Source organism: Cobetia sp. PDI-23MA (assembly GCF_059507735.1).
Window position 1 is genome coordinate 3,068,838 of the sequence record NZ_CM183352.1, and the last position, 20,845, is coordinate 3,089,682.

At 62.7% G+C, this 20,845-nt stretch carries 17 protein-coding genes and 9 tRNA genes; 7 read left to right on the plus strand and 19 right to left on the minus strand.

Translation table 11 applies throughout. The features are described 5' to 3' along the window. Positions 1-141 precede the first annotated feature (141 nt). Positions 142-3,702, minus strand: a complete 3,561-nt coding sequence (gene mscK, locus AC5WNJ_RS13010; RefSeq protein WP_495929894.1) for a mechanosensitive channel MscK — start codon at positions 3,700-3,702, stop codon at positions 142-144. 412 nt (positions 3,703-4,114) lie between these two features. On the opposite strand from mscK, the gene AC5WNJ_RS13015 reads away from it, so the two are divergent. From AC5WNJ_RS13015 to AC5WNJ_RS13030, 4 genes are all read left to right on the plus strand, one after another. Continuing rightward, the gene (locus AC5WNJ_RS13015) at positions 4,115-5,329 is read left to right on the plus strand and encodes a phospholipase A (RefSeq protein ID WP_253061463.1); all 1,215 of its coding nucleotides are present in this window, start codon (positions 4,115-4,117) and stop codon (positions 5,327-5,329) included. Between the two features lie 501 nt (positions 5,330-5,830). Next, positions 5,831-6,169 carry an ElaB/YgaM/YqjD family protein gene (locus AC5WNJ_RS13020; protein WP_253061465.1) on the plus strand — a complete coding sequence of 113 codons (339 nt, stop codon included), beginning with the start codon at positions 5,831-5,833 and terminating at the stop codon, positions 6,167-6,169. Further along, positions 6,169-6,591, plus strand: coding sequence for a phage holin family protein (locus AC5WNJ_RS13025; protein WP_253061467.1), 423 nt, complete (start codon positions 6,169-6,171; stop codon positions 6,589-6,591). Before AC5WNJ_RS13020 ends, AC5WNJ_RS13025 begins: the two co-directional genes overlap by 1 nt. Before the next feature lie 34 nt (positions 6,592-6,625). After that, positions 6,626-6,976: a YqjK-like family protein gene (locus AC5WNJ_RS13030; protein ID WP_253061469.1), complete on the plus strand. Its 351-nt coding sequence runs from the start codon at positions 6,626-6,628 to the stop codon at positions 6,974-6,976. Positions 6,977-7,070: 94 nt separating this feature from the next. Here the strand turns inward: AC5WNJ_RS13030 and AC5WNJ_RS13035 are convergent, their stop codons facing one another. Further along, a complete protein-coding gene (locus tag AC5WNJ_RS13035) occupies positions 7,071-8,267 on the minus strand; it encodes an MFS transporter (protein ID WP_253061471.1) in 1,197 nt (398 codons plus the stop codon). Positions 8,268-8,529: 262 nt separating this feature from the next. On the opposite strand from AC5WNJ_RS13035, the gene AC5WNJ_RS13040 reads away from it, so the two are divergent. Then, positions 8,530-9,438, plus strand: coding sequence for a LysR family transcriptional regulator (locus AC5WNJ_RS13040; RefSeq protein ID WP_253061473.1), 909 nt, complete (start codon positions 8,530-8,532; stop codon positions 9,436-9,438). Between the two features lie 28 nt (positions 9,439-9,466). Here the strand turns inward: AC5WNJ_RS13040 and AC5WNJ_RS13045 are convergent, their stop codons facing one another. The 17 genes from AC5WNJ_RS13045 to AC5WNJ_RS13125 form a co-directional block, all read right to left on the minus strand. Further along, positions 9,467-10,663: a BaiN/RdsA family NAD(P)/FAD-dependent oxidoreductase gene (locus tag AC5WNJ_RS13045; RefSeq protein ID WP_253061475.1), complete on the minus strand. Its 1,197-nt coding sequence runs from the start codon at positions 10,661-10,663 to the stop codon at positions 9,467-9,469. A gap of 181 nt (positions 10,664-10,844) precedes the next feature. Further along, on the minus strand, positions 10,845-12,434 hold the full coding sequence (locus AC5WNJ_RS13050) for an ABC-F family ATPase (RefSeq protein ID WP_176677771.1): 1,590 nt from the start codon (positions 12,432-12,434) through the stop codon (positions 10,845-10,847). A gap of 94 nt (positions 12,435-12,528) precedes the next feature. After that, a complete protein-coding gene (locus tag AC5WNJ_RS13055; protein WP_043333877.1) occupies positions 12,529-12,810 on the minus strand; it encodes a peptidylprolyl isomerase in 282 nt (93 codons plus the stop codon). A 275-nt stretch (positions 12,811-13,085) separates the two neighbouring features. Then, positions 13,086-13,173: transfer RNA gene (locus AC5WNJ_RS13060), tRNA-Ser, on the minus strand. Positions 13,174-13,374: 201 nt separating this feature from the next. Beyond that, positions 13,375-13,950 (minus strand): YiiD C-terminal domain-containing protein, encoded by a 576-nt coding sequence (locus AC5WNJ_RS13065; RefSeq protein WP_253061477.1) that lies wholly within the window; start codon positions 13,948-13,950, stop codon positions 13,375-13,377. A gap of 8 nt (positions 13,951-13,958) precedes the next feature. After that, positions 13,959-14,519 carry an NAD(P)H nitroreductase gene (locus tag AC5WNJ_RS13070; RefSeq protein WP_253061479.1) on the minus strand — a complete coding sequence of 187 codons (561 nt, stop codon included), beginning with the start codon at positions 14,517-14,519 and terminating at the stop codon, positions 13,959-13,961. 128 nt (positions 14,520-14,647) lie between these two features. Further along, the gene (gene queF, locus AC5WNJ_RS13075) at positions 14,648-15,526 is read right to left on the minus strand and encodes an NADPH-dependent 7-cyano-7-deazaguanine reductase QueF (protein ID WP_253061481.1); all 879 of its coding nucleotides are present in this window, start codon (positions 15,524-15,526) and stop codon (positions 14,648-14,650) included. A gap of 133 nt (positions 15,527-15,659) precedes the next feature. After that, positions 15,660-16,433: an ABC transporter permease gene (locus tag AC5WNJ_RS13080; RefSeq protein WP_253061483.1), complete on the minus strand. Its 774-nt coding sequence runs from the start codon at positions 16,431-16,433 to the stop codon at positions 15,660-15,662. Continuing rightward, positions 16,430-17,398, minus strand: a complete 969-nt coding sequence (locus AC5WNJ_RS13085) for an ABC transporter ATP-binding protein (protein ID WP_253061485.1) — start codon at positions 17,396-17,398, stop codon at positions 16,430-16,432. The genes AC5WNJ_RS13080 and AC5WNJ_RS13085 overlap by 4 nt, the downstream gene beginning before the upstream one ends. A 369-nt stretch (positions 17,399-17,767) precedes the next feature. Continuing rightward, positions 17,768-17,842 (minus strand) — tRNA-Gly (locus AC5WNJ_RS13090). Between the two features lie 35 nt (positions 17,843-17,877). After that, positions 17,878-17,953: transfer RNA gene (locus AC5WNJ_RS13095), tRNA-Glu, on the minus strand. Positions 17,954-18,026: 73 nt separating this feature from the next. Then, a tRNA-Gly gene (locus tag AC5WNJ_RS13100) sits at positions 18,027-18,101 on the minus strand. Between the two features lie 70 nt (positions 18,102-18,171). Beyond that, positions 18,172-18,247 (minus strand) — tRNA-Glu (locus AC5WNJ_RS13105). A 142-nt stretch (positions 18,248-18,389) separates the two neighbouring features. Beyond that, positions 18,390-18,464, minus strand: a tRNA-Gly gene (locus tag AC5WNJ_RS13110). A 37-nt stretch (positions 18,465-18,501) separates the two neighbouring features. Continuing rightward, a tRNA-Glu gene (locus tag AC5WNJ_RS13115) sits at positions 18,502-18,577 on the minus strand. A 169-nt stretch (positions 18,578-18,746) separates the two neighbouring features. Continuing rightward, positions 18,747-18,821, minus strand: a tRNA-Gly gene (locus AC5WNJ_RS13120). 26 nt (positions 18,822-18,847) lie between these two features. After that, positions 18,848-18,923 (minus strand) — tRNA-Glu (locus tag AC5WNJ_RS13125). 270 nt (positions 18,924-19,193) lie between these two features. Here AC5WNJ_RS13125 and msrB point away from each other — a divergent pair. Both msrB and ylqF read left to right on the plus strand, forming a co-directional pair. Continuing rightward, a complete protein-coding gene (gene msrB, locus AC5WNJ_RS13130; RefSeq protein ID WP_253061487.1) occupies positions 19,194-19,616 on the plus strand; it encodes a peptide-methionine (R)-S-oxide reductase MsrB in 423 nt (140 codons plus the stop codon). Between the two features lie 233 nt (positions 19,617-19,849). Then, the gene (gene ylqF / locus AC5WNJ_RS13135) at positions 19,850-20,827 is read left to right on the plus strand and encodes a ribosome biogenesis GTPase YlqF (protein WP_495929895.1); all 978 of its coding nucleotides are present in this window, start codon (positions 19,850-19,852) and stop codon (positions 20,825-20,827) included. The last annotated feature ends 18 nt before the right edge of the window (positions 20,828-20,845 follow it).

Here is a 20,845-nt window from a genome sequence, read left to right on the forward strand (position 1 = left end):
TGGCGTCAGAGCTGGCTAGCCCCTCTCGTTCTGTAAACGTGCTGGACACAGCTCCGAGCCCATCACGCACAAGGCGCCCCGCGGGGCGCCTTGTGCGTGATGCCATGCGGCATTCAATGAGACAAGCGGGAAGGTTCAGCGTCAGCGACCGCCGGCATCTCCACCGCCGGCATCTCCACCACCGTCAGCGCCATCGGCATCCGGAGCGGCCTCACGCAGCCCGGCGTCCTCACGGCCTGCCAGACCATCAGCGGGCTTGCGACGCGCGATCAGTGCACCACCTTCCCGGTGCTCGCTGCTCTGATACTCCGTGCTTTCCGCCTCGCTGCTTTCCAATGAGCCGCTGGCGGGGCGCAATGGCTCCGCCGAGGCGCTGCGCTGCTCGACGAGGCGCTCGGTGCCATCGGCGCGATGCAGCCAGACATCCATCTGCTGGAAGGCGACCTTGAGGCCATGCTCACGGAAGCGAGCATCCACCCAGCGGTTGATCTCATCGGTGGCGTAGAGGCGATCGGTCAGGTCATTGACGTAGATGCGCAGCTCGAAACCGAAGTTGTCCTGGTTGTAGGTCAGGCAGAATACCAGTGGCTCCGGGTCCTTGAGCACTCGCCTGTTTTCCTGGGCGGCCTGCATCAGCAGCCGGTGCGCCAGATCCAGATCACTGCCATGGGCGACACCGAAATTGAGCACCACCCGCGTGACGTTGTCCGACAGCGACCAGTTGATCAGCTGGTCGGTGACGAACACCTTGTTGGGAATGATGATCTCCTTGCGATCGAAATCCGTCACCGTGGTGGCGCGGATCCGGATGCGGTTGACCGTGCCATGCAGGTTGCCGATGGTGATGGTGTCGCCGATGCGCACCGGGCGCTCGAACAGGATGATCAGGCCCGAGATGAAGTTGGCGAAGATCTCCTGCAGACCGAAGCCCAGCCCGACACTCAACGCCGCCACCAGCCACTGCAGCTTGTCCCAGCTGACGCCCATGCTGCCCAATGTCATCACGAAGCCGGTCGCCATGATCACGTAGGACAGCAGCGAAGTGATCGCGTAGCTGGAGCCCTGCTTGAGCTCGAGCCGCGACAGGATCGAGACCTCCAGCAGGCCCGGCAGGTTGCGCGCCATCATCACCGCCACGGCGAGGGTGATCATGCCCGCGATCAGATCCGCCAGCGAGATGGGCGTCGCCGAATCGCCCTCGACGGAGGCGGCGATTTCCCACACCACCACGCTGTCGAGATAGCTGAGCACATTGAGCAGGTCGGCCCACACCACATAGAAGATCGCCAGGAAGCTGATGACCAGGATCAGCTTCGAGAGACGCAGTGACTGGGAGTTGACCTGTTCCATGTCCAGCGGCGGCTCTTCCACCACCTCGACACCGCCTTCGGCGCCCTCCTGCACCTGGGCGCGGCGACGCGCCACGGCGCGACGATAGGCCAGTCGCCGCGCGGCGACTGCCAGACCGCGCACCACGGTGGCTTCCACCAGGATCCAGGCCCCGAACAGGAAGATGGTGGTGATGAAGCGGCCACACAGGCGCAGCGCGGTGTACTCGTAACCGAGGCAGATCAGCACGCCCAGCGCCACCGGCACCAGCGCCATCACAAGGCCCAGAATCAGTCGGAACAGCTTGAGCCCGAAGAAGGGCACATGCGCCAGGATCAGCCGCGAGAGACAGAAGCTCATCGCCATCAGGCCCACGAACAGAATGGCCAGCCCCAGCGGACGCTCGAGCAGGTTGAGGTCCGCCTCGCTGATGATGTTGGTGGTCAGCACCACCGGCAGCAGCGCGAAGCCCAGCCACCAGATGTGGCGGCGCAGCTCCGCCACGTAGGTGGCCGGCCACTGGAAGTGACGCTCGGCGACGCCGTCCTTGACCAGCAGCCGGCGGAAGATGGCGAAGATGCCCCACGCCAGCGACAGCTTCAACAGCGCCTGGCCCAGCGCCCACAGCATGATGCCCTCACCCAGCGACAGCACACCGCCAATCAAGGCCAGCGCCAGCGCGCCGGGAATGGCCAGCAGGACGTTGAGCAGAATGGCGCGCGGCGTATGCAGCTGGGTGTCCTGCTTCAGGCGCCCTATCTGGGCATGCAGATCCGCCAGGCGCGCGCGGATGCGTGAACGCTTCCAGGTGATGAAGATCAGCAGCAGCAAGCCCGGCAGCGCCACCCACAGGTCATTGAGCTGAAAGCCCTTGGACAGCCCCGCCACCACGCCGCGCCAGACGGTGGGCTTGAGCTCCTCGGCAAGCATTTCCGGGGTGCGTGACAGCCATTCCAGATCCAGTGGCTTGCCATTGGCGACCCAGAACAGCTGCTCCTCGATGGTCTGGCGCAGGCGTCCGGAGACTTCGAGCAACTGCTGCTGGTTGAGCTGCAGGTCAATGGCACGTGCCAACAGGCTGTCGTATTCCTTGTCGAGCTTGTCGACCAGCTCCTTGCGCGCCTCCAGCTGACCGATCAGCGCCTGACGCAGTTCGGCGCTGACCTGGCTGACATCGGTATTGCCGCCGGGGCGCTCCAGCGCCGCGGCCTCGCCCAGCACGTGCGAATCGAGATAGCCCGGAATATCGGCGAGCTGTTCGCGCACCTTGTTGAGTTCGAACTGCTTGAGGCGCAGGTCGGCGATCTCTTCCTTCAAGTCCTTGCGCACATCGACCTGCGGCAGGCGGCTCTGCTGCTCGCGAAGGATACGTGCCAGCAGGACGCTGCCCTTGATGGCCTCGATCTGCTCGCTCATGGTGCGCTCGACCTGGGTGACGCGATCAAGCTGGGTGCGTACCTCCAGCCCGTCGCGAATCACGGCGTTGACGCGATCGGTGATCGCCAGCAACTGGCTGCTGAGCTCGCGATTGCGGTTGAGCACCTGCTGGAAGATGGGATTGTCGGCCAGCGCGGCATTCTCGCCACTGGTGGCATCGGCGATGGTCTGCTCGGACTGGTTGCGGCGCTTGTCGTTGACCAGCGTCTGGACCTGCTCCAGGTCCTGCTCCAGATTGGCGATCTGGCGGCTGTAGAGGGTCTTGCGCACCTGGGCCAGCTCACGCAGCAGGGAGCTTGAATTGAGCTCTGAATGGCTCAGCTCGCCACGCGTCTCGGCCAATGCCAGACGCGCCTCGATCAGGTCACGCCCGGTGCCGGACAGGTCGGCATCGCCGCTGCCACCCAGCTGGGTCTGCAGGCGCTGCACCTGCTGCTGTGCATCGGCCAGGGTCGAGCGTGAACGCTCCGGCAGGCTCTGGGCATTGATCAGGCGCCGGTTGGTATCGGCCAGCCGGTCCTGCAGGTTCTGCAGCGAGTCGAGAATCGAGGTCATGCGCTTGTCCAGCGCCTCGACCGACTCGTCTTCCAGCGAGGCGATGCTGGGCGGGGTGTAGTCCTGAGGCAGGCGCGCCAGCTCGGCCTGCGCCTTCGCCAACTCCGCCGGCGCCTCCTTGACCTCACTCTTGAGGGAATTCAGGCTGCTGGTGGCCTCGGCGAGGTCGTCGAGCACCGTCAGGGTATCCTTGAGGTCCGCGATGCGCTGACGGGTGTCGGCATCCGGTTTCTCGACGCTCTGCAGGTCTTCAAGCTGAGTCTGGACATCAGCACGCTTCGGGGCGTCCGCACTGGCCGTGGCCGGCACCCAAGCCAGCAGCACCATCAGCAGCAAGGCGCCTGCCAACACCATCAGTCTCAAGGACTTGTTACCTGTCACAGCTGTCTCCTCAATGGTCACCACCGCGCTTCTTCATCGGCTCTACTGCCCGCCAGGCCGCCGCCAGCCATGCAGGATGGCATCGTGGCAGGCCGCAAACGCGGGCAAGGGCCGCATTGTCGACTGGCGCTGCATCCCGCGCAATCCTTGTCGGCAAACGTCTGCCGGCGGGCGCCCAGCAAAGGATGAGGGGGAGAATGAACGAGAAAATGCAGAAAAGAATGACGGGGCGAGAAAGCGGTGCTTGCAGGCCAACGTGAGCGACATACATCGTCGCATCGAGGCGACGCACCTGTCGGAATCTTCGTGCTGGAACCGGACACAGCGTCACCAGTAGAATGGCAGACATGTCATGAACATTGCTCCATAATGCGCTGCTCCCCCGCCGCGGTGTAACCGACAGGATATTTCCATGCCCCTCCGCCTTGCCTCCATCGGATTCCGGTCCGTACCTGCACGCCTCTCGGGAGTGCTGGCCACAGTACTGCTGGGTGCCGCCGCACCGGCAGCGGCCGACGTGCCCTACACCATGGATGCCGAGGGACGCGTGGTACTGGCCAACGGCAAACGCTTCGCTCCCGAAGCGCTGGGCATGACTGCCGCCCAGGCCCGCGCGGGTGCCATGAGCCAGGCTGACTGGCGCGAGATGGAGGCGTCTGCACCGGGCACGGCGGAGGACGTCGAGAGTGACCCGCGTACCGAGCAGGTCTTCCTCTCCAACCGCGAAGACGCGGATGACGAGCGCTACTCGGCGGAAGCGGCCGAGATCGAGCAGGCACAAGGCCAGAGCATCGATGCGCCCCTCGATGAAAGCCTGGCCCAGCAGCGTGCCAAGGAGCGTGTCGTTCTCGAGGACGATGCCGAGAAGAATCCGCTGGCCATCACCGCCTACAAGCGCAATTACCTGCTGCCCTGGGCCTACAACACCAACCCGGATGCCAACGGCTTTGCCGAAGTCACCCGGGAAGGCGAGGTGGACAAGACCGAGGTGAAATACCAGCTCAGCCTCAAGGTCGAGCTGATGGATGACATCTTCGGTGACAATGGCGACGTGTTCTTCGCCTATACCCAGCGCAGCTGGTGGCAGGCCTACAACTCCGATGCCTCGGCGCCGTTCCGCGAGACCAATTACGAGCCGGAAGCCTTCCTGCAGTTCGACAACCGTTATGAGCTGTTCGGCTGGACCAATACCCGCAACCGCATCGGTTTCGCACATCAGTCCAACGGTCGTTCCGACCCGTTGTCGCGCAGCTGGAACCGTGTCTACGCCGACATGATGTTCCAGAATGGCGACTGGGCCATTGCGGTCACGCCGCACTGGCGCGTGCCGGAGGAGTCCGACGAAGACGACAACCCGGATCTCTACAACTATATCGGCTACGGCGACATCACGGTCGGCTATACCGCGGATCAGCACGAAGTCACCTGGATGGTGCGTGGCAACCCTTCCAAGGGCAATTACGGCAACCAGCTCGACTACTCCTTCCCGCTGTTCGGCAAGGTACGTGGCTACGTGCAGTACTACCACGGCTACGGTGAGAGCCTGATCGACTACGACCACAGCGTGAATCGCTTTGGCCTGGGCTTCTCGATCAATACCTTCTTCGCCGGCTCGCCCGAGACCTGATAAAGAGACCTGATAAAGAGACCTGGTCCAGAAATTCTGATCAAAGAGTGCTGATGCAAGCACTCACATGACCCTCTCGCAACGGGCAGCCCAGGCTGCCCGTCTTGCCATCTGCCCCGCCCGTATGCGCCTTCCTCATGTGGACCGCCCATGTAGACCTAGTGGCACGCCCATGTAGACCTAGTGGCACGCCCATGTAGACCTAGTGGCACATCCATGATCCAGATCATGCCTCCCGCGCGCGACATGGCGATATCGTGCTCTGTGCGTGTCTTGCCCTTGTGTTTGTCGCGTTCGACCCCCACGACTTGTGCATGACCACGCAAGACGCGTCATGACGACGTGCTGACGATGCTTGCAGGAAGTCTCGCGCAAGCGGATTCAGGTCATGCCCTGCCGCCTGCGGCGCCCCAGGGAAGAGAGAGTTCGAGAGTCAAGCGCAGACAACACCGCGCTCACCATTCGCGAAATCTGATTCGACATACGGGAAGGAGTTACACCATGGCTATGCAAAAGATCGGCGATCACACCACTTCCGCGACCGGTGCCAACACCGACCAGCTGAAGGAAGATCTGCGCCATCTGTCCCAGACCGTCGAGGAACTGCTGCACGCCTCGGCTGAAGATTCCCGCGAGAGCATGAAGGAAGCCCGCGCCCGCGCCCAGACTCGCCTGGAAGCTACCCGCGCCCGCCTCAGCGCCCAGGGCGATCGCCTCGCCGCTGGCGCGCGCGAATCCGTGGACTGCGCTGATCGCTACGTGCACGACAACCCGTGGACCAGCATCGGTATCGGCGCGGCCGCCGGTGTCGTCGTCGGCATGCTGCTTGGCCGTCGCTGATGCAGGAGCAAGGGCCGGTTGAACGCGTACTTGGCGCCATCCGACGTCTGACCGCGAGCCTGGTCGAGAGTGGCGAGACGCGCTTGCGTCTCGCCGTGCTGGAACTCGAGGAAGAGCGCGAGCGGCTATTCGTGATGCTGCTGCTATCGGGTATCGCCCTGATGCTGATCTGCTTCGGCATCGGTCTGGCGATCCTGCTGGTGGTCGTGGCCTTCTGGGATACCCATCGCCTGCTGGCCATCGCCCTGAGCGGCGGCATCCTGCTGACTCTGGGGGGATTGATCGCCTGGCGCGTCAAGGTGATCGCTTCCCAGCGCAGCCTGCTGCGCTCCACGCTCAGCAACCTGAGCCGTGACAGCGACAGCCTCAAGGATGTGCGGGCCGACGCACTGGAACGCCAGCGCCAACGCGAACACCATTGATGCCCCGCCTGCCAGTGCCTGCCAAGGAGGCGAGATGAGTTCTTCCAGACAGTCCCTCGCGCGACGCGAGCCGGCGCTGCCCCCCGTACAGGGAAGCGGACGCCGGTCAGCACATCCGCGTGACGCCCGGCGTGCGGAACTCGAAGCACGCATCAGTCAGCAGCGCCTCGATGTCAGCCATGCGATGCGCGAACTCAAGGAAGCCACCGCCCCCATCGACCGTGGCTGGGCCAAGGTCCAGCAATACCGCGGCCCGCTGGTACTGGTGGGCGGCCTGATCGCGGCGCGGGGCGGGTTCCGGCCAAAAAAGGGCCTGAGCCTGCTCAAGCGCGGGTTGATGGGCTGGGTGATGATTCGCCGTCTGAGAATACTGCTCGACAAATGATCACGGTATTACAGCGAAAGCCCCGCCACCTGACATTCAGGTGGCGGGGCTTTTTTCGTCTCTGCAGCGTGCAGCTCCGTGACTCCTGCCACGATCAGGCGCTGCGGCTGTCACGCTTGAGCAGATACACGCCCAGATAGAGCACCGCGAAGATCAGTCCCAGCACGGCGGCGGCGCCGAAGACATTGCTGCCGTCATCGGGCAGGAACTCCAGGAAGGACGTCAGGAACTGTCCCAGGAATATCGCCATCGTCAGGTAGGAGAGATTGCGACCGCGCACCGAGGCGTGGCTGCGCTCCACCGTCATGTGGTTGAGCAGAGGGATCGAGAAGCCGAAGCCCATGCCAGACAAGACGGCACCGACACTCATCAGCGTCATGGTCTCGGCCTGCTGGAAGACGAACAGGCTGCCGGCATAGAGCAGGAAGGCAAGTATCAGCGTCGGCATCTCGCGCAAGGCACGTGAGACCTTCGGCATCAGCATCGCCGCCACCACCGCGACCAGCGAGATCGCCGCCAGGAAGATGCCGGTCGCGGTCTCGTCGAATCCCAGCATGCTCAGACGCTCGGGCAGCATGACGATGGCGGTGAAGAACAGCGTCAACGAGATGGCCGCGGCCAGGTAGATGCTGGTCAGCGAGGAGGACAAGGCCTCACCGCCGGCATTTCCGCTCTCCTCGGCAGGCGCTTCAGGCGACTTCCTCGGCACCATCATCCACAACATGACCAGCAGTAGCCATGCCAGCAGATAGAGCAGGAAAGGCAGCTGCCAGGCGATGCCCGCCAGCACGCCACTGACGAACAGGAAGATCACGCCGCCAAGCTCGATGGACATGCCCTGCTGGGCGATCATCGCCAGACGCGCATGGCCGTGATACCACTCGGAGATCAGCGTGGTGCCGCCCGCCATCACCACGGCGGTCACGCCCCCGAGCAGAATGCGATCGGCAAACACGACGACGGTGCCTTCCAGCAGTGCGCCGCCCGCGCCCAGCACGCCATACAGGAACAGCCCGCCCACCAGCGAGCGATAGGCACCGACACGATCGATCATGCGCCCGGCGATGGGCGCGAACAGCACGGCACCCAGCGACGGCAGAGTAATCAGCCAGCTGGCATGGCTCGCCACCTCAAGCGCCGAAGCGATGCTCAGAAGCCCCGGCGCGACCACTGTGCCCACCATGATGGTCAGACAGGCAATGGCCAGCAGCGTGAAACGGCCGCCGGCAGAAAGCGGTTGTGAGGGTCCGCACGTATCCTGCGCGGCCACTCCACTCGTTGATGTCGTCATATTGGCTCCACTCGAATTCAGAACCCTCCTGTCAGCCGCTACGCGCCCCGCCTGCTTGCGTGCTTGCGTGCTTGCGTGCTTGCGTGCTTTCGAGGCAAGGCCAGCGGCAAGCAGCAAGAGACAGGAGACAAGGCGAGACGGCAGAGACTGACGAAGGGAGATTTGGCAGGCCTTCAGACTAGCGAGTGCAGGCTTATAATAGAAATGACAATCCTTGATATGACTTATACTGACTGGACATCAATCAACCACGAGGGCCGGCATGGAACTCCGCACACTGAAAACCTTCGTCTCGGTGGCGACGCACAGAAGCTTCTCGGCCGCCGCCCGCGAGCTGCATACCGTGCAACCCGCCATCAGCCGCCAGATCGCCGATCTCGAAGCCGAACTGGGCGTCAGCCTGCTATGGCGCAATACGCGGGAAGTGAAGGTGACGGCACCGGGGGAGGCGTTGCTGGAAGAAGCGCAGCGCATGCTGGCGCTGGAGGCGCAGGCACGCAAGCGCGTGGCGATGGCTGCCAGCGGCCAGACCGGCACACTGCGCATCGGCTACATGAGCTCGGCCTGCGCAAGCTTCGTGCCCGAACTGATGCGCGACTTTGCCAGCGACCATCCCGAGGTCAGCCTGTCATTGCATGAGATGAGCGCCCAGCAGCAGTTGGATGCCTTCGCGCGTGACGAAATCGACATCGGGCTGTCGCGCCCGCTTCCCAGCGAGCAGCGTGACAGCCTGACCGCCCTGGCGGTCTACGAGGATAGGCTGATGGCGGTGGTGCCCGAGGGGCATCGTTTGGCGCACCGCAAGCGACTGGCCCTCAGCGAGCTTGCGCAGGAAGATTTCGTGCTGTTTCAGCGCGGGCAGGCGACGGGGCTGTTCGATCAGATCATCAGTGCCTGCGGCGATGCCGGCTTCTCACCACGCATCCAGCGCCAACCGGCCTTGATGCAGACACTGCTCAGTGAGGTGGCGGCGGGACTGGGAGTCGCCATCGCGCCCGGCTGCATTCGCCGCCTGCAACGTGATGGCTGCCAGTTCATTCCCCTGCGCCCGGCACTCGGCGCAGTACCGCTGGAGCTGCACTACCCCACCACACCGGCCCGTCCGGTGATCGAGGCCTTCGTCGCGCTGGTCGAGCAGCGCCTGCCCGCCATCCGCCAGCAGATGGCGTGAGGCGCAGCCAGTGGCGAGAAGGTGCCGGTCAGCAGTTCAGGCCGCAAGCCACCGCCGAAGACCAGGCCCACTGGAAGTTGTAGCCGCCAAGCTCGCCGGTGACATCCAGCACCTCGCCGATGAAGGCCAGCTGGGGCAGATCGCGCACGCTGAAGTCCTTCTGGGAGATGGCATCGGTGACCACGCCGCCCATGGTGACCTCGGCGGTACGCCAGCCTTCGGTACCCGCGGGCTTGAGCTGCCAGTGATTGAGCGCCTTGGCCAACTGTTCGAGACGCGCGTTGGAGAGCTCGGCGAGACTGCGCTCGCTGATGCGGCCGGCATCGGCGTCCTGCCACTCGACCAGCGACTGGGCGAGGCGCTTGGGCAGGCGCTCGCCAAGCCAGGGGCCGATCTGGCGTCTGGGATGCTGCTCACGCAGGGCCAGCAGCTCGGCGTAGGCATCCACGCCCGGCAGCAGGTCGATGTCCAGCGGCTGACCGGGTGTCCACCAGCTGGAGGCCTGCAGCATCGCAGGACCGGAAAGCCCGCGATGGGTGATCAGCATCGGTTCGCGATAATGGCCCTTGCCGGCGGTGACGCTGACGTCACAGGCAAGCCCTGACAGCGGCGACAGACGCTCCTTCCACTGCGAGGTCAGCGTGAATGGCACCAGCGCGGCGTAAGTATCAGTGACCTCGAGCCCGAACTGGCGCGCGATGTCGTAGCCGAAGCCAGTGGCGCCCAGCGTCGGAATCGACATACCGCCGGTGGCCACCACCACGCGCCCTGCCGTATGCGTGCCATTGCTGGTCTCGACCCGCATGCCCTCGCCCGCGCGCTCCAGCGAGGTGATGCGCGTACTCAGGCGAATCTCCGCCCCGGCCCACTCACACTCCGTCAGCAGGATCGCCAGCAGGTCCTTGGCGGAATCGGCGCAGAACAGCTGTCCCGGCTTCTTCTCGACGTGCTCCAGCCCATGGCGCTCCACCAGTTCCAGGAAATGGTGCGGCGTGTAGCGCTTGAGCGCCGAGATGCAGAAATGCGGATTGCGTGAGAAGAAGTTGGCGGGGCCGGCATCCAGATTGGTGAAGTTACAGCGCCCACCGCCGGACATCAGGATCTTCTTGCCGGCCTTGTTGGCGTGGTCCAGCACCAGCACGCGCTTGCCCTGATAGCCTGCCGTGGCGGCACACATCAGGCCTGCCGCGCCTGCGCCGATGATGATGACGTCGTATGTGGCCATGCGGGACACTCCGTGAAGCGAAGAAAGGAAAGGAAATCGGCTGTGCAGACACACGCGGGCCGGCATTCTACCAGAAGCCTGCCGCAGCCAGCGGCCGGACATGGGAAACAAGACACCCCCACCGTCAGAGACGATGAGGGTGTCTTGTCAGACCGGACAGACTAGCCAGTCACGGCGTGTCTCAGACGATGACGCCCTGGCTGCGCAGGTAGTCGTCGTAGGTGCCGGAGAAGTCGACCACGCCATCGGCCTTCAGCTCGATGATGCGGGTGGCCAGCGAACCGACGAATTCACGGTCGTGGCTGACGAAGATCAGGGTGCCCGGGTAGTTTTCCAGCGCGAGGTTGAGTGCCTCGATGGATTCCATGTCCAGGTGGTTGGTCGGCTCATCCATCACCAGCACGTTGGGCTGCTTGAGAATCAGCTTGCCGAACAGCATGCGGCCCTGCTCGCCACCGGAGATGACCTTGACCGACTTCTGGATATCGTCATTGGAGAACAGCATGCGACCCAGAGTGCCACGCACGACCTGCTCGCCGCCGCCGGTCCACTGCGCCATCCAGTCATAGAGGCTCATGTCGTTGGCGAAGTCATGGGCGTGGTCCTGCGCGTAGTAGCCGACATCCGCGGCGTCGGTCCACTTCACTTCACCGGCGTCCGGGTGCATCTCGCCGACCAGGGTGCGCAGCAGCGTGGTCTTGCCGATGCCGTTCGGGCCGATGATGGCGACACGCTCACCGGCGGCGACCGTGAAGCTGAAGTTCTCGAACAGGGTGTTGCCGTCGAAGCCCTTGGCGAGCTTGTCGATCATCACCGCGTTGTTGTGGACCTTTCTGGTCTGCTCGAAGCGAATGAACGGGCTGACACGTGAGGACGGCTTGATCTCGTTGAGCTGGATCTTGTCGATCTGCTTGGCACGCGAGGTCGCCTGCTTGGCCTTGGAGGCATTGGCGGAGAAGCGACTGACGAAGGACTGCAGCTCGGCGATCTGTGCCTTCTTCTTGGCGTTGTCGGCCTGCAGCTGTTCACGCGCTTGGGTAGCGGCGGTCATGTACTCGTCGTAGTTGCCCGGGAACAGACGCAACTCTCCGTAATCCAGGTCCGCCATGTGGGTGCAGACGCTGTTCAGGAAGTGACGGTCGTGGGAGATGATGATCATGGTGCTGGAACGCGCGGTCAGCACGCCTTCCAACCAGCGGATGGTGTTGATGTCCAGGTGGTTGGTCGGCTCATCGAGCAGCAGGACGTCAGGATCGGAGAACAGCGCCTGCGCCAGCAGCACGCGCAGCTTCCAGCCCGGCGCGACTTCACTCATCGGCCCCAGGTGCTGTTCGATGGGGATATCGAGGCCCATCAGCAGCTCACCGGCACGCGCTTCGGCGGTGTAGCCATCCAGCTCGGCGAATTCGACCTCGAGGTCGGCGACCTTCATGCCGTCTTCCTCGCTCATCTCCGGCAGCGAGTAGATGCGGTCACGCTCGGCCTTGACCACGGCCAGACGCTCGTGACCCATGATGACGGTGTCGAGCACCGTGTATTCCTCATAGGCGAACTGGTCCTGGCGCAGCTTGCCCAGGCGGGTATTGGGCTCGAGCATGACATGACCACCGGACGGCTCCAGATCGCCACCGAGAATCTTCATCATGGTCGACTTGCCGCAGCCGTTGGCGCCGATCAGACCGTAGCGATTGCCACGCCCGAACTTGGCGGAGACGTCTTCAAACAGCGGCTTAGCACCGAACTGCATGGTGAGATTGGCGGTAGAGATCACGAGGGAATATCCGTTTGAAATGAAAAAGGTGGGCGGTGACGAAGCGTCACGCTGGCGCCGGGAGATACGGGGAGCCGCAAAGGCCTGGCAGACATCAGCCGCGGAAGAAGACTTCCAGCAGGTGATAGCCGAACTTGCTCTTCAGCGGCCCCTGCAGGGTATTGAGCGGCCCCTTGAAGATGGCACGATCAATGCCGCCGACCATCTGGCCGGGACGCACTTCGCCCAGATCACCGCCCTGCTTGCCGGAGGGACAGGTGGAGTGCTTCTTCGCCAGTTTCTCGAACGGCTGGCCGCGCTCCAGTGACTGCTTGAGACGCTGCGCCTCGGCCTCGGTCTTCACCAGAATGTGGCGTGCCATGGCAATACGAGCCATCTCATGTCCTCTTGCAGGCGGAATCGGTCTTGCCTCACGCCATCTCGTGCCCCGGGCATCCCGGAGGCGGGCCCGACGTCACCCGACCACGCCACTGACGGCATGACAGCGTCATGACGCGAGATCAGGCGTTCGGGGAAGGTTCGACAGGCGATGGGGTGAGTCTGAAGGCGGGCATGATAACAGCTCAGGATGACAGACGCTGTAGCGCGAGCTCGACAGCCCCCTCAGAAACGCGAAAAGCCCGCATCGTGAGATGCGGGCTTTTCTGAATCTGGTGGAGGGGGAGGGATTCGAACCCTCGAAGCCTTTCGACTTACACACTTTCCAGGCGTGCTCCTTCGACCACTCGGACACCCCTCCAGATCAGTGCTCTCATTGGTCACCCGACTGCGTCGTGTTTCCCTTGAGAACGCGGCGTATATTATCGATAACCTTCGAGTGGCGCAAGCCTTTTTTCCAAAAACTTTCAGATAGATAGCGTCAGCGCTCTCACTCTACTTCCGCCCTGCGCTTTCAACCTGCACTCTCAGCCCGCGCATTGGCCCGAGGCCGTGCTCGTCATCACGGCCCCAGCACCACGTAATCGCCACGGGCCTCGAAACACAGTCGCGGAGCGGACTGCCCTTCGAGCTGACACCACAGCTGCTGGGTCAGCGACAGTCGTGCTCGCCGTCCTGCCGCCAGGCGCTCGCCTACCTCGTGCAGCGCCGCCGTGTCATCCGGCGCGCAGAGGATGTGATAGTCGCCACTGACCGGAGCCAGAAATTGCTGGCTGGCCTGCGACACCACGATATCGCGCTGGATACCGCGGGCACGCAGCCAGAGCGTCAGCCAGCTCCAGCCACACAGGGTCGCCTCGAGACTCATGGCGCCGCCAAACGCCGTGCCCTTGTCGTTGAGATTGGGCGGCAGATGCAGATGCCAGCTCAGCTGACCCGTCGCACGCTCGGGCTCTGACCACTGCATCTCGACAAGCCCCAGATGAGCGGCCAGCGGGATCGCCTGCGTCAACCAACCACAAAACCGTGACAGGTCGTCGCTGACCGGTGCCACGAGACTGCCCAACCGCCCCTGCCCGTCACGCGGCAAAGGCAACGGTGGCCAGGCCTCACCACTCAAGCGCGACGGCTCGTTCATTCAGCGCCTCACTGCCAGCGTTCGACGAAGTCGGCACTGTTGCGGTTCGGCAATGGCTTGAGGCGTCCGCCCGGGGTGCCGAGATAGAGGAAGCCGACCAGCTCATCCTGGTCGCCCATGCCCAGTCCTGCGTGCACGATGGGGTCAAAGGCGTAACCGCCGGTGCGCCACATGCCACCGAGCCCCTGGGCCTGAGCGGCATACAGCATAGCGTGAGCGGCACAGCCGGCGCTGACCACCTGCTCGACACGCGGCACCTTGGGGTGGTTCGGCGTGACCCTGGCGATCACCGCGATCACCATCGGCGCACGCAGCGGCTTCTTGCTGGCGGCGGCCTGGGCGGCCTCGTCACCGGCCGGCGACTTGTTGCGCTCCGCCTCGGCGAACAGCTCGCCGAGGCGCTCAAGCCCGCCCCCCGTGAATTCGATGAAGCGCCAGGGCGTCAGCTCGGCGTGGTCCGGCGCGCGCAGGGCGGCCTGGTAGATGGCCTCCATCTGCTCAGCGCTCGGGGCCGGCGCCATCAACTTGCCCATGGAATTGCGTTCATGCAGTAACGTCAGCGCGTCCATCGTCTCTCCTGTCACAGACTTAAGATAAGAATGATTCTCACACTAGCATGTCGCCGGTACGTCGTCTCATCACTCGCTGCTATCTGCCTGATTGGCAAGCCGATCAGGCGACATGAGCATAGAGAGAACTACTGACGCGAGAGACGCAGCGGCAGGCTGGCACGGGCCTCTGCCTCGAGATCTGGCGTAGCACGCCACGGGCTGATATCCAGGCCGCCGCGTCGCACATAGCGCGCCATCACCAGCAAGGACTCGGGCTTCACGCGCGCCATCAGGTCGACGAACAGATGCTCGACGCAGTGCTCATGGAAATCCTGGTGCTGGCGATAGCTGATCAGATAGGCCAGCAGGCGCTCGCGATCAATACGCGGGCCGCGATAACGAATCCAGACGCTGCCCCAGTCGGGCTGACCGGTGACCGGGCAGTTGGACTTGAGTAGATGGCTGTGCAGGTCTTCGCTGACGATGTCGGCGGCATCGGCGCTGAGCAGCTCCGGCGACGGCGTGTAGTGCTCGACGCTGATCGGCAAGTCATCGAGGCACTCTCCCGGCAGACGCCCGACGTCCAGCTCGCTATCGTCCAGCTCCAGCAGACGCACCTCGACCGGCGCACCGGCCGCGGCGGCGAGGTCACGCTCCAGCGTTGCCTGCACCGCTGCCTGATCGGGGAAACGACTCTGATTGAGACTGTTGAGATAGAGCTTCCAGGACTTCGATTCGATCAGGTTCGGCGAGGCTGCCGGCAGGCGGAAACGGGCCACGCGCACCCACGGCTTGCCGGCCTCATCCAGCCAGGAGACTTCAAAGGCGTGCCACTCATCCTCACCGACGAACGGCAACGCCGCGTCATCGATGCCGATGGGGCCACGGTTGGCTGCCCGCGCGATGGGGAACAGCAAGCTGGCATCGTAGTGCTCGGGATAGGCGGATTCTCGCCCGAGTGGGGCATCCTTTAGGGTCTCGGGGCGCGCCTCATCGGGCACGTTGACAGCAGTGGGGTGAGCCATGACAGCACTCCAGTGAAATAGGCCAATAACGTATCGGTATCAGGGGCGCAGACAGCAGAACGCCGGCAGAAGCCGGCGTTGCATGCACTGGCGCGATAGCGCGCATCTTACCATCATCGTCTGGGCGACATCTTCAGCTGCGGATGCCCTTGCCACGCTCCAGCAGCCACAGCGCGAAGGCGAACAGGCCGATGATGAAGGCCACGATAGCCGCCATCGCCGGGCCGACGCTGATGTCCGAGACGCCCAGAATGCCGTAGCGGAAGGTGTTGACCATGTAGAGGATCGGATTGGCCAGCGACACCGCCTGCCAGAATTCCGGCAGCATGTGGATGGAATAGAAGACGCCCCCCAGGTAGGTCAGCGGCGTGAGCACGAAGGTCGGAATGATCGAGATGTCATCGAACTTGCGGGCGAACAGCGCATTGATGAAGCCACCGATGGAGAACAGCAGCGCCGTCAGCACCACGACCACGACGGTCAGGATGGGGTGATGGATATCCAGGTCCGTGAACAGGAAGGCCACGGCGGTCACGATGATGCCGACCCCCAGACCGCGTACGGCGCCACCGATGATGTAGCCGAGCAGGATGATCCACGAGGGCAGTGGCGAGACCATCAGCTCCTCGATGCTGCGCTGGAACTTGTTGGAGAAGAATGATGAAGCCACGTTGGAATACGAGTTGGTGATCACCGACATCATGATCAGCCCCGGCACGATGTAATCCATGTAGCTGATGCCGTCCATGGTGCCGATGCGCGAGCCGATGAGATTGCCGAAGATGACGAAATAGAGCGTCATGGTGATGGAAGGCGGCAACAGCGTCTGCGGCCAGATGCGCGTGAAACGACGGACTTCCTTGACGACGATGGTGACCAGAGCCACCCATAGCTGACGGGGGTTCACTGCGTGATCTCCTTGGCAACATTGGAGGCGATACCGCTTTCGGCGTTGGAGCGCTCGACCAGGTCGACGAACAGCTCCTCGAGACGATTGGCACGATTGCGCATCGACACCACGGTGATACCGGCGCGATCCAGCGCCGCGAAGGCGGTATTGATCGACTGGCCCTTGCGCACGGCGAGCGCCAGCTGCTGGGAATCGCTCAAGGACACCTCGAAGCCGTCAATTGCCGGCGCCTCACTCAACGGCTCACGAATATCAAGCAGAAAGGTTTCCGCATCCAGCTCCTTGAGCAGCTCACGCATGCTGGTGTTATGCACGATCTCGCCATGGTTGATGATGGCGATATTGCGGCACAGGCTCTCGGCCTCTTCCAGGTAATGCGTGGTGAGGATGATGGTGGTGCCCTCCTCACGATTGATGCGGCGCATGAACTCCCACATCGAGCGGCGCAATTCGATATCCACACCGGCCGTCGGCTCATCAAGAATCAACAGACGTGGCTTGTGGATCAGCGCACGGGCAATCATCAGGCGGCGCTTCATGCCACCGGACAGCATGCGTGACGGGGTATCGCGCTTGTCCCAAAGCCCGAGGTCCCTTAGCAGGCGCTCGGCACGCGGGCGCGCTTCCTTCATCGGCATACCGTAATAACCCGCCTGGGTCATCACGATGTCCTGCACCTTCTCGAACTGATTGAAGTTGAACTCCTGCGGTACGACACCGAGGTGATACTTGGCCTTCGAGAAGTCCTTGTCGATATCGATTCCTGAGATCTCGACCTTGCCTGTGGTCTTCTGCACCAACGAACTCACCACGCCGAGGGTCGTGGACTTGCCGGCCCCATTGGGGCCCAGCAGCGCGAAGAAATCGCCCTCGGGGACGTCAAGATCAATCCCCTTGAGCGCCTCAAAACCGTTGCCGTAGACCTTGGTCAGGCCACGGATAGACAAGGCAGGTCGTGACATCGGACACCTGTAATCGATTGACGCTGTCAGCCAGCACAGCAGAAAAGACGCATCTGAGAACAATTGCGCAACAGTGATGGCACCGTTTCGCCGTCCGCGAACATGAAAATCAGACGCAAGATATTGGATGCGCATGGTAACGCATTCGGCGCTGCCACATCAGACACACGGCAGAAAGGCATTAGTGCGCCACGGGAAACAAGTAGAGAGAGAAAATCACACGGGGGACAGCACCAGCGAGAGGTGCAGAACAGGGTGGAGAGGGATTCCAGGCACAAAAAAATCGCCAGTGACGTAACACGATGATCGTGCCTGTCAGGCGATGGTGTACTGCTATGTCATGCTTTTGCTTGCAACGTTACATTCGACTGGAGCGGGAAACGAGATTCGAACTCGCGACCCCAACCTTGGCAAGGTTGTGCTCTACCACTGAGCTATTCCCGCCTGTCGAAACACAAAAACTGCGGCGTAAAACAGAATGGCGTCCCATAGGGGGTTCGAACCCCTGTTACCGCCGTGAAAGGGCGGTGTCCTGGACCACTAGACGAATGGGACGTACTGGAGCGGGAAACGAGATTTGATCGGACTGGCGAACCAGCTCGCGACCTTGTCGCATTACCTTTTCCTTTGGAGCGGGAAACGAGATTCGAACTCGCGACCCCAACCTTGGCAAGGTTGTGCTCTACCACTGAGCTATTCCCGCACCGGGTGTCATGATCCTGTGATCACGACATCTGTCTTACTGCTGGCTTGCCACACCATCATGCTCTGCATGGCGTCCCATAGGGGGTTCGAACCCCTGTTACCGCCGTGAAAGGGCGGTGTCCTGGACCACTAGACGAATGGGACGTACTGGAGCGGGAAACGAGATTCGATCGGACTGGCGAACCAGCTCGCGACCTTATCGCATTGCCTTTTCCTCTGGAGCGAGAGATGAGATTCGACCGGGCTGACGTTCAGCTCGCGACCTTGTCACACCACTTGTTCCTAATGGAGCGGGAAACGAGATTCGAACTCGCGACCCCAACCTTGGCAAGGTTGTGCTCTACCACTGAGCTATTCCCGCAACACAAGCAGATCATGCGACCACACAAGACCGAAGATGGCGTCCCATAGGGGGTTCGAACCCCTGTTACCGCCGTGAAAGGGCGGTGTCCTGGACCACTAGACGAATGGGACACACGTTAGAACAAGACATGCCTGATCTAAATGGAGCGGGAAACGAGATTCGATCGGACTGGCGAACCAGCTCGCGACCTTGTCGCATTGCCTTTTCCTTTGGAGCGAGAGATGAGATTCGACCGGGCTGACGTTCAGCTCGCGACCTTGTCACACCACTTGTTCCGAATGGAGCGGGAAACGAGATTCGAACTCGCGACCCCAACCTTGGCAAGGTTGTGCTCTACCACTGAGCTATTCCCGCACTCCGGTCTCTACGCTGCAAGAAAGTGGCGTCCCATAGGGGGTTCGAACCCCTGTTACCGCCGTGAAAGGGCGGTGTCCTGGACCACTAGACGAATGGGACGTAACGTTCTTGCCTCGTCGAGGTGGCGCGTATATTACAAATCCCCTCCCCCTTCGTCAACCCCCTGCTTCAACAGGATTTTTCCGGCGTTGGCCAAGTACATCCACCACATGCTTGTGGTCACGCCCTGACGCCCGCATTCTTGGGGTATGTACCGGGTTTCGCGTGAAGACCGGCAACCACTCTTTTTCGAATTGCCGCGCAGGAGAACTTGCTGGCAGGTTCACACGAGCACGCATTCGAGAAACGCATAGATAGAGAGAAGAGATCATGAGCGAACAAGACCCGCAGACTCAGGACAAGTTGATTCGCAGTGAAGAGGAGTGGCGCAAGCGACTGACGCCGGAACAATACCGGGTGACGCGCGAGGCAGGGACCGAGCGCCCCTTCACCGGCGATCACGAAGTCAGCCCGACGCCGGGTACCTATCACTGCATCGCCTGTGACGCCAAGCTGTTCGACAACGACACCAAGTTCGATTCCGGCTGTGGCTGGCCAAGCTTCGACCGCCCCCATGCCGATGCCGCCATTGAGGAGCACTTCGATACCAGCCATGGCATGCGTCGCGTGGAAGTGCGCTGTCGCCGCTGCGAATCCCATCTGGGGCACGTCTTCCCGGATGGCCCGACTGACACCGGCCAGCGCTACTGCATCAACTCCGTCGCGCTGCGCTTCAAGCCGATACGCGCCTGACGCCCGGGGCATGGAGAGTCGATAGAGGCGCCGAGCAGTGATGACCGGATAGCGCGCCTCCATGGCCAGGCCGCCTCTGATAGAATGCGTCGCCATACGCGTCCCCTCCTCTTTCGCATGCCATGTAGCGCCATCCCTGATGGATGAGCGTCCTGCCTGGCATGCGGGAAGAAGGAGGCAGGACAGAGGTGACAGATCAACCGTCATACCCCTGACGGCAGGAGAGAAGCGACATGCTGGGCTGGTATCCGGGACATATGCACAAGGCACGCCGTCAGATAAAGGACGCGCTGCCCGAGATCGACGTGGTCATCGAAGTCCTCGATGCCCGCCTCCCCTACTCCAGCACCAATCCGGTGCTGTCCGAACTGACCCGCCACAAGCCGGTACTCAAGCTGCTGTCTCGCGCCGATCTGGCGGACCCGGCACGCACCCGCGAATGGGTCGAGTATTTCGATGGCCTGCCCAATACTCGTGCATTGGCGATCACCACGCTTGAGGCGCGTGATCTCAAGCAGATCCCGCGGCTGTGCCGCGAGATGGCCGGCCATATCCGCGTCGATCGTGATGCGCGCGTGATGGTGATGGGCATCCCCAACGTCGGCAAGTCGACGCTGATCAATGGTCTGGCGGGTCGCAAGATCGCCAAGACCGGCAACGAGCCCGCCGTCACCAAGCGCCAGCAGAAGATTCGCATCGACGGTGGCATCGCTCTGATCGACACCCCCGGGGTGATGTGGCCGAAGATCGAGGACCAGGCCAGCGCCTATCGTCTGGCCGGCAGCGGCGCGATCCGTGACACCGCCATCGATTACACCGATGTGGCAGTGATCGTCGCGGCGGAGCTGGCCAAGCGCTACCCCACGGAGCTGACCGCACGCTACAAGCTGAAGTCACTGCCGGCCTACAGCGCCAACCCTGACGCCGAGCGCGTCGAGAGTGACGGCCCGCGCAAGGTCGATCTGATGGCGCTGTCCGGCTTCAATGGGGTCGCGATTCTGGAAGAGATCGCCAGCAAGCGCGGCGGCCTGCGTGCCGGTGGCATCATCGATCTGCACCGCGGCGCCGAGGTGCTGCTGCATGAACTGCGCGATGGCAAGCTGGGGCGCCTGACACTGGAAACACCCGCCGACATTCCTGCCGAGCCGGTGCCGGAAGCCAGGGGCGAGACAGAAGATGGAGCCGAGACGCGTGAGCAAGAGAGCGAATAACGCTACCAGAACAAGGCG